Genomic DNA, 8,525 nt, shown 5'->3' with positions numbered 1-8,525 from the left:
ATACTATGCTAATCCGCTTTAAAGTCAAGTCATTACTGACTGCCTTTCGTAAATCTTTTTCCTGTCACCACAACCGCGTGTCGCTGTTGCCGTGTCAGTGGAGGCGCATTATAGGGACTTCTCGGCGGCTGACAAGTGCTAAATGCAAAATAATTATCGAGTGAGGATTTTTTCAGCAAAGCGAATTAAAAGACGCCGTTATGCCGGATTTTTCGCCGCTAATTGCGCGAAATCCTGTGCGAAACGGGCAACCTGCTGCCAGTCCGTGTATTCAATCTCTTTCGTGCTATCCGTTTCGCCTCCAGTTATACGCATAATGAGTTGAATCATTACCCGATCGAACCAACGATAGCGCGGATAACGCAAAGCACCCGCGAACACGCAACACAAATCCGGCTGCCAGGGTGAATTCAGCAGGAACTTACGCGTATAGGCATTGGTTTGTATCGTACGCTTTTCTGGTTTACGCGCAGTGAGATTCACCGAGAAGAATGCGCTAGGCAGTTGTTGCAGAGAAGCCAGATGTTTATGGATAAATTGATTTACCGCTGGATGAAAGCGCCCGTATCGAATCGATGCCCCAATCATCACCCGATCGTATTGAGCCAGATCGATATCATTCGCATTGAGCACATTAACAACATCACACTCCAAGGTTCCTTTCAGTGTATTCGCAATAGAAGAGGCAATCGCTCTGGTTTGCCCATCCCGACTCGAAAACACGATCAAAGCTTTCATTGTTCTTTATCCTTATGGGGACTATTCCCGCCAGAAGGTTGGCGTAAACAGCACTAAAAGCGTGAAGACTTCCAAACGACCAAACAGCATTGTCAGTATCAGAATCCATTTCGCCGTATCATTCATTGACGTAAAATTCTCAGCGACAACGCCCAAGCCCGGCCCCAGATTATTCAATGTGGCGGCGACCGCCGCAAACGCAGAGAAATCATCAACGCCTGTCGCAATGACAGCCAGCATGCTGACAATAAAAACCAGCGCATACGCGGAAAAGAATCCCCATACGGCTTCAAGGATGCGCTCCGGCAACGCGCGGTGCCCCAGCTTAATGGTGTAAACCGCATTCGGATGCACTAAACGCTTGAGCTCACGCGATCCTTGTAAGAAAAGCAGCAGGATACGAATCACTTTTAGGCCACCGCCGGTTGAGCCCGCACACCCGCCAATAAACGCGGAGCACAGAAGCAAAACCGGCAGAAAAAGTGGCCACGATGCAATGCTGTCCGTGGTAAACCCTGCCGTTGTCGCCATAGAGACAACTTGGAAGAATGCCTGATTGATCGTCTGCATCCCGCTGTCATAAACGTGGTGGAACCACAGGACAATCGTACACACGGCCACCAGCGACAGCTGAACAAAAATGAACATGCGGAATTCTGGGTCACGCCAGTATACCTTCAGGCTGCGACCACTCAGCAGAGCAAAGTGCAAACCAAAGTTACAGCCGGAAATCAGCAGGAATATCGCGATGATGGTGTTAATCGTTGGGCTATTAAAGTAGCCGATACTCGCATCATGAGTAGAGAACCCGCCGACCGACACCGTAGAGAAGCTGTGGCCAATTGCATCAAATATCGGCATGCCAGCCAGCCACAGTGCGACAGCACAGGCAATCGTGAGTAAGAGATAAATCAGCCACAGCGTTTTCGCTGTATCAGCGATACGCGGGCGCATTTTGTTTTCCTTCAACGGCCCCGGCATTTCTGCACGATAAAGCTGCATCCCACCGACACCAAGAATCGGCAGGATAGCAACGGCGAGGACGATGATCCCCATCCCGCCAAACCATTGCAGCATCTGTCGATAAAACAGGATAGCTTTAGGCAGTGAATCCAGCCCACCCAGCGTGGTTGCCCCCGTTGTCGTTAACCCTGAGAACGATTCGAAAAAAGCATCCGTTACGCCCAAATTAGGATGTTCAGCAAACAGGAAAGGCAGCGCACCGACGCTGCCCAGCACCGTCCAGAAGAGGACTACAATCAGGAACCCTTCACGAGATTTCAGTTCATGCTTCTGTTTTCGGTTTGGTAGCCACAGCATGATGCCAATCGCCAGCGCAACAATAAATGTCTGCGTAAACGCCCGGCCTGCGCCATCGCGATAAATTAACGCCACCAATCCGGGAATAACCATCGTCCCGGAAAACAGGATAACTAACTGGCCGACAATACGAGTTATGGCGCGCAAGTGCATCGCAGGGAATTCCTTAATGATTCATAAAAAGCGCTGGGATTATTATGGAACCGGCAATAAATGCAACGCACCGCGACTTAAATCACGCAATTTCGTTGCCGCTTCCTCGGTTCCCCTGATAGGGAGAGAGAACCGCAACACGACGTCCACGCCATATTCACTATGCAGCACTTTTCCGCCAAGCTGGAAAATCAGGGATTCCACCTGAGGCAACAGCGCATAGTCACAGTGTAAGCCATACTCTTTTTGCAAGACTTTCTCTTGCAGCGATACCAGCTTTAGCGCTTGCTGAACGCCACCGCCATAAGCCTTCACCAGCCCGCCAGTGCCTAGCGGGATGCCGCCATAGTAACGCACCACCACGGCCGTAATCTCACCGATACCGCTACCCATCAGCTGCGACAGCATCGGTTTGCCCGCCGTGCCGGATGGCTCGCCATCGTCAGAAAAACCAAGCTGCTGGGAATCGTCAGGCGCCCCCGCAACAAACGCCCAGCAGTGATGACCCGCCGAGGCATATTCTTCCCGGACGTGCTGGATAAACGCTTTTGCCACGTCGATTCCCGGCGTTGCCGCCAGGATCGTCGTAAAACGGCTTTTCTTGATTTCCTCGCTGAAACTCACCGGCGCGGTAAGAATGGGATACGCTTGCATCAGGCCAGATTCAGGTCGCGCGTCATGTTTTCAACGCGTCCTTCATGAATGACAATATTATCCTCAATCCGAATACCGCCAAACGGCTTCAGCGCATCGATTTTTTGCCAGTCAAAGTGCTGACTCAATTCGCTCTCGCGCCACGGAGTGAGCAACGATTCAATGAAATAGATGCCCGGTTCGATCGTCATGACCATGCCAGTTTCAAGCACGCGGGTACAACGCAGGTAAGGATGCTGCGACGGCGCTGCCAGATGTGTGCCGCGATCGTCTTGCATAAATCCGGCGACATCATGCACCTGCAAGCCCAGCGGGTGGCCAAGACCGTGTGGCAGGAAAGGCGACGTGAGCCCCTGCTCCACCATGGCTTCTTCGCTGATATCCCGCACCAACTGATGCGATTTCAGCAGCTTCGCAATCCGCTGATGCATCTGAATATGGTAATCGGTATAACGCACTCCCGCCTGAACGGTATCAATCAATGAAAGCATTTCCTGATTGAGATCTTTAATCAGCAGGGCAAACGCGCCATCGCTCTGTGCGGAATAGGTACGCGTAAGATCGGCGGCATAGCCGTTATATTCCGCCCCAGCATCAATCAGGAAACTGCGGACATCGGAAGGCACCTGATGATCGAGCTGGGTATAGTGCAGTACCGCCGCATGTTCATTGAGCGCGATGATATTGCCGTAAGGCACATCGATATCCCGATGTCCGGTGGCCGTCAGATACGCCAGATTAATATCAAACTCGCTCATGCCGGACAGAAATGCTTCATGCGCCGCACGATGACCGATAACCGCGGTCTTCTGCGCTTCACGCATACAGGCCAGCTCGTAATCGGTTTTGTAAGCGCGATGGTAGTGCAGATAATCCAGCACACCCTGAGGATTGATATTATCCGCACGAATGCCCAAATCCTGCGCACGCTGCGGGGCGTAGCCGATATAGGCAACACGCTCGCGCTGCGATGGAAGCAACTGCCCGATATCATCGGCATTCCGTAGCACGGTAATCTCAATCTCTTCAGTCCAGAAGCTCTCGGGGACCGGCGCAACGTTATGCCAGTAATCAACTGGCGAATAGAACCACAGCTTCGGCGGGTTCACGCCGTCAACCCAGAGCCAGCAGTTCGGCACCTGCGTGACGGGCACCCACGCTTTAAACTGCGGGTTAACTTTGAAAGGATAGTCGTGATCGTCCAGAAAAACGGTCAACAGCTCACCAGAGTGAATCAGTAATGCGTCAAGCTGATGGCGCGCTAAAACCGCCTGAGCACGCGTTTGCAGCGTAGCCAGATGGTGATGATATAAAGAAGCCAGCTTTTCCATGAGTATCCTTGTACGTCACGACATGATCCCTCCATTTTAACACAGGCATTCCCCAAGGGCAGCGTCCGGTGCTTTGTGATCGATTCGGCAAAAAATTAATCTCTCGTTTGCAAAAAATTAACATTAAAACCACAATTCGATTATCTGGTCATACCAGATCACTCACACAAACAGCGGAGATGAACATGCTTTATCAAGGTGAATCCCTCTACCTTAACTGGCTTGAGGACGGCATTGTCGAGCTGGTATTTTCTGCTCCTGGCTCCGTAAACAAGCTAGATACCCGCACGGTTGCCAGCCTGGGTAAGGCGCTGGACATTCTGGCGGAACAGCCGAACCTGAAGGGCTTACTGCTACGTTCTGACAAACCGGCATTCATTGTCGGTGCCGACATCACGGAATTCCTTTCTCTTTTTGCCGCGCCAGCAGAAAAGCTGCATGAATGGCTTGTCTTCGCCAACCGCATTTTCAACCGCCTTGAGGATTTACCCGTTCCCACACTGTCTGCAATTAATAGCTATGCGTTGGGCGGCGGGTGTGAGTGCGTACTGGCAACCGACTTTCGTTTAGCAACGACGGATGCACGCATCGGGCTACCTGAGACCAAACTGGGGATCATGCCGGGCTTTGGCGGCACGGTCAGGCTACCGCGTCTGCTGGGTGCGGACAGCGCGCTAGAGATCATCGCCGCAGGCAAAGATATCAGCGCAGCCGATGCCTTAAAAGTAGGACTAGTGCAGGCCGTTGTCGCCAATGACAAGCTGGTGCCGGCCGCCATCAAGATGTTAAAACAGGCGATTGACGGCTCACTGGACTGGCAGGCTTACCGACGTCCGAAACTTGCCCCGCTGAAGCTCAATAAGATTGAAGCCATGATGGGCTTTACCACCGCCAAAGCGATGGTGCTGCAAACCGCTGGCAAGCACTATCCCGCACCGATGCTAGCGGTAAAAACCATCGAAGCCGCCGCGACTATGGCGCGCGATGACGCATTGCAGCTCGAAACGCAGCATTTCGTTCAACTGGCACGTTCAAATGAAGCTCGCGCACTCGTCGGCATTTTCCTCAACGATCAATATGTTAAAAGCAAAGCGAAGAAGCTGATTGGCGAGACATCCGTGCCGCAGCAGGCCGCCGTGCTGGGGGCAGGCATTATGGGCGGCGGCATTGCCTATCAATCCGCGTTCAAAGGCGTGCCGATTCGGATGAAAGATATCAACGAGAAGCCGCTCGCGCTGGGGATGAATGAGGCAGCCAAGCTACTGAATAAGCAGATGGAGCGCGGCAAGCTGGACGGAATGAAAATGGCAACGATTCTGGCGAGCATTCAGCCAACGCTGGATTACGCCGGGTTCGAGCGCACCGACATCGTCGTTGAAGCCGTGGTTGAGAACCCGAAAATAAAAGCCAGCGTGTTGGCAGAAACCGAATCGCACGTGAGCGAGAAGACGATTCTGGCTTCGAATACTTCAACCATCCCGATTGCTTCGCTGGCCGCATCGTTAAAACGACCACAAAATTTCTGCGGTATGCACTTTTTCAACCCAGTCCACCGCATGCCGCTGGTTGAAATTATTCGCGGCCCCAAAACCAGCGATAACACCATCGCCAGCGTGGTGGCTTACGCCAGCAAGATGGGCAAAACACCGATAGTCGTGAACGACTGCCCCGGATTCTTCGTGAATCGGGTGCTGTTCCCCTACTTTGCTGCGTTCAGCTTATTGCTCAGAGACGGTGCCGATTTCCGTGAGATCGATAACGTCATGGAGAAAAAATTCGGCTGGCCGATGGGCCCGGCCTATCTGCTGGACGTTGTCGGTATTGATACCGCCCACCATGCGCAAGCAGTGATGGCTGAGGGCTTCCCACAGCGGATGGCGAAAGATTATCGCGATGCGATCGACGCATTGTTTGAACATCAGCGCTTCGGACAGAAGAATGGTCACGGCTTCTACCGTTATCAAACCGATGGCAAGGGGAAACAGCGTAAAGAACAGGATGAGGCTGTCGAAACACTGCTTAAGGACATCAGCCAGCCGAAAAAAGCGTTCGGCGCAGAAGAGATTATCGCTCGCATGATGATCCCGATGATTAATGAAGTCGCGCGCTGTCTCGAAGAAGGTATCGTCGCCAGCCCCGCCGAGGCGGACATGGCGCTGGTATATGGGTTAGGTTTCCCTCCCTTCCACGGCGGAGCCTGCCGCTATCTGGATACACTAGGCAGCAAACACTACGTCGAGATGGCGCAACCGTTGGCGCACCTCGGTGCAATCTATCAGGTGCCAGACGGCTTGCAGCAAAAAGCCAAAAGTAATGAAGGCTATTATCCATCGGTCGCGCCACACGCGGACGTTTCTTACGGTCAACCGGCATGAGGACAGGAAATATGGAAAAGGTAGTGATTGTTGATGCCGTGCGCACGCCGATGGGGCGATCCAAAGGCGGAGCCTTCCGTCAGGTGAGAGCCGAAGACCTGTCCGCGCACCTGATGCGTAGCCTATTGAGCCGTAACGCCGCGCTAGACGCCCATGAGATCGACGATATCTATTGGGGATGTGTACAGCAAACGCTGGAGCAAGGCTTCAACGTCGCTCGCAATGCGGCTTTGCTGGCAGAAATTCCAATGAATGTCCCCGCGACCACGGTTAACCGACTGTGCGGTTCCTCCATGCAGGCGCTTCACGATGCCGCCCGCGCGATTATGGTCGGTGACGCGAACGTCTGCTTAATCGGTGGCGTTGAGCATATGGGACATGTGCCGATGAATCATGGCGTCGATTTTCATCCGGGGCTAAGCCGCACCATAGCTAAAGCCGCAGGTATGATGGGGCTGACGGCTGAGATGCTGGCACGTATGCACAATATTAGCCGTGAGATGCAGGATCAATTCGCCGCTCGCTCACACCAGCGCGCCCACCGCGCCACCCAATCTGGCGCATTCCGTCATGAAATCATCCCCACGACGGGACATGATGCAGACGGCGCGCTGCAACGCTTCGATTATGATGAAGTCATTCGCCCGGATACCACCGTCGATAGCCTTGCCGCACTCAAGCCAGCGTTTGATCCGATTAACGGTACGGTAACAGCCGGGTCATCCTCAGCGTTATCAGATGGCGCAGCAGCCATGTTAATCATGAGCGAATCTCGTGCGGCATCATTAGGCTTACCGGTACGGGCCCGCATTCGAGCCATGGCCGTGGTGGGCTGCGATCCATCGATTATGGGTTATGGCCCTGTCCCTGCCACCAAACTGGCGCTGAAACGAGCAGGGCTAAGTCTGACCGATATCCGCATCTTTGAACTGAATGAAGCATTCGCCGCCCAGACGCTACCCTGCATTAAAGATCTGGGTCTACTGGAACAGCTCGATGAAAAGGTCAATCTCAACGGGGGAGCCATCGCGCTAGGTCACCCGCTCGGCTGCTCGGGCGCACGCATCTCTACCACGTTGATTAATCTGATGGAAAGTCGCGATGCTCAGTTTGGCGTGGCTACGATGTGCATCGGGCTGGGACAGGGCATCGCGACCGTGTTTGAGCGAACCTGAGTCTACACATGTCCCTCGTGATGGCTGCGAGGGACATTCTCAATGCACAAGTAGTATATACCCGTCATACTTCAAGCTGCATGTGCGTTGGCTACGTTCATTCTCACTTACCTGAGTAAGCTCATCGGGATTCTCTCTCTTGCCGCGTTACGAGGCGCATAAATACGCCTCGCCCTAGCGGGCCAACGCTTTACGTTGTTCAAAACGCTAGCGTTTTGTCCTGCAACTCGAATTATTTAGGGTATAAGCCGTATAAAGACGGCACAACCGCTCAAATATTATCTATCTTATTATCACAACGATCTATTAATCACACCTTTCCATTATCAAAAAAATAACACTCTGTAATTTCCTAATAAGAATATCCATTTTATGAATTTAACTTCATTTTTTATAACGCGCATAATTCAAAAACAGTAAACATCACCTTTTAAATTCACACTGAATAATAGTGAATTCTGTCTCTCATTTTTTATTAAGGAAAATATTATGAGTACCACCGTGGCGGAAGTCGGGCGCATTGCTACCTCTGAAGAGGCACACGAGATTGCCCAGAATGGCGCATTTGTTCGGCAAAAAAATCGCTTTACGACACCATTCGGCAATCAGCCGGGCGATTTGCCCGTCGAAAGGGATCGCTACCGTTTATTGTGGTCCCCCGTCTGCCCGTGGGCGCATCGCGCGGTGATCGTCCGTAGTTTGCTGGGCCTGGAAGATGTTATCAGCCTTGGTACTGCCAACGCCGTAAGGACCGAACAGGGTTGGGAATTTTCTCTGGA

General features: G+C 52.6%; 6 protein-coding genes and 1 pseudogene. 3 read left to right on the top strand and 4 right to left on the bottom strand.

The window, feature by feature from the left end:
* Positions 1-198 precede the first annotated feature (198 nt).
* The 4 genes from hemG to pepQ are packed head-to-tail and all read right to left on the bottom strand — an operon-like array spanning position 199 to position 4,196.
* Entirely contained in the window at positions 199-738 is a 540-nt protein-coding gene (gene hemG / locus EDI29_RS22015; protein ID WP_137742590.1) for a menaquinone-dependent protoporphyrinogen IX dehydrogenase, read from the bottom strand.
* 21 nt (positions 739-759) lie between these two features.
* Positions 760-2,211 (bottom strand): Trk system potassium transporter TrkH, encoded by a 1,452-nt coding sequence (trkH, locus tag EDI29_RS22010; RefSeq protein WP_137742589.1) that lies wholly within the window; start codon positions 2,209-2,211, stop codon positions 760-762.
* 42 nt (positions 2,212-2,253) lie between these two features.
* Positions 2,254-2,865: an IMPACT family protein gene (locus tag EDI29_RS22005; RefSeq protein WP_137742588.1), complete on the bottom strand. Its 612-nt coding sequence runs from the start codon at positions 2,863-2,865 to the stop codon at positions 2,254-2,256.
* Positions 2,865-4,196, bottom strand: coding sequence for a Xaa-Pro dipeptidase (pepQ, locus tag EDI29_RS22000; protein WP_137742587.1), 1,332 nt, complete (start codon positions 4,194-4,196; stop codon positions 2,865-2,867). Before pepQ ends, EDI29_RS22005 begins: the two co-directional genes overlap by 1 nt.
* Before the next feature lie 185 nt (positions 4,197-4,381).
* Here pepQ and fadB point away from each other — a divergent pair, with 185 nt between their 5' ends.
* From fadB to EDI29_RS21985, 3 genes and pseudogenes are all read left to right on the top strand, one after another.
* The gene (gene fadB, locus EDI29_RS21995) at positions 4,382-6,571 is read left to right on the top strand and encodes a fatty acid oxidation complex subunit alpha FadB (protein ID WP_137742586.1); all 2,190 of its coding nucleotides are present in this window, start codon (positions 4,382-4,384) and stop codon (positions 6,569-6,571) included.
* An 11-nt stretch (positions 6,572-6,582) separates the two neighbouring features.
* On the top strand, positions 6,583-7,746 hold the full coding sequence (fadA, locus tag EDI29_RS21990) for an acetyl-CoA C-acyltransferase FadA (RefSeq protein WP_137742585.1): 1,164 nt from the start codon (positions 6,583-6,585) through the stop codon (positions 7,744-7,746).
* Between the two features lie 489 nt (positions 7,747-8,235).
* Positions 8,236-8,525, top strand: a pseudogene (locus EDI29_RS21985) (hypothetical protein); the annotation flags it as partial.

The organism is Pectobacterium polonicum, assembly GCF_005497185.1.
Taxonomy (GTDB): Bacteria; Pseudomonadota; Gammaproteobacteria; order Enterobacterales; family Enterobacteriaceae; genus Pectobacterium; species Pectobacterium polonicum.
Note: the sequence above shows the minus strand (reverse complement) of the source record. Positions and strands in the feature narration are given on the sequence as shown.

Excerpts from the sequence above, each read along its gene's own strand:
- fadB (WP_137742586.1), top strand. The coding sequence starts at position 4,382 with ATGCTTTATCAAGGTGAATCCCTCTACCTTAACTGGCTTGAGGACGGC.
- EDI29_RS22005 (WP_137742588.1), bottom strand. The coding sequence starts at position 2,865 with ATGCAAGCGTATCCCATTCTTACCGCGCCGGTGAGTTTCAGCGAGGAA.
- hemG (WP_137742590.1), bottom strand. The coding sequence starts at position 738 with ATGAAAGCTTTGATCGTGTTTTCGAGTCGGGATGGGCAAACCAGAGCG.
- trkH (WP_137742589.1), bottom strand. The coding sequence starts at position 2,211 with ATGCACTTGCGCGCCATAACTCGTATTGTCGGCCAGTTAGTTATCCTG.
- fadA (WP_137742585.1), top strand. The coding sequence starts at position 6,583 with ATGGAAAAGGTAGTGATTGTTGATGCCGTGCGCACGCCGATGGGGCGA.
- pepQ (WP_137742587.1), bottom strand. The coding sequence starts at position 4,196 with ATGGAAAAGCTGGCTTCTTTATATCATCACCATCTGGCTACGCTGCAA.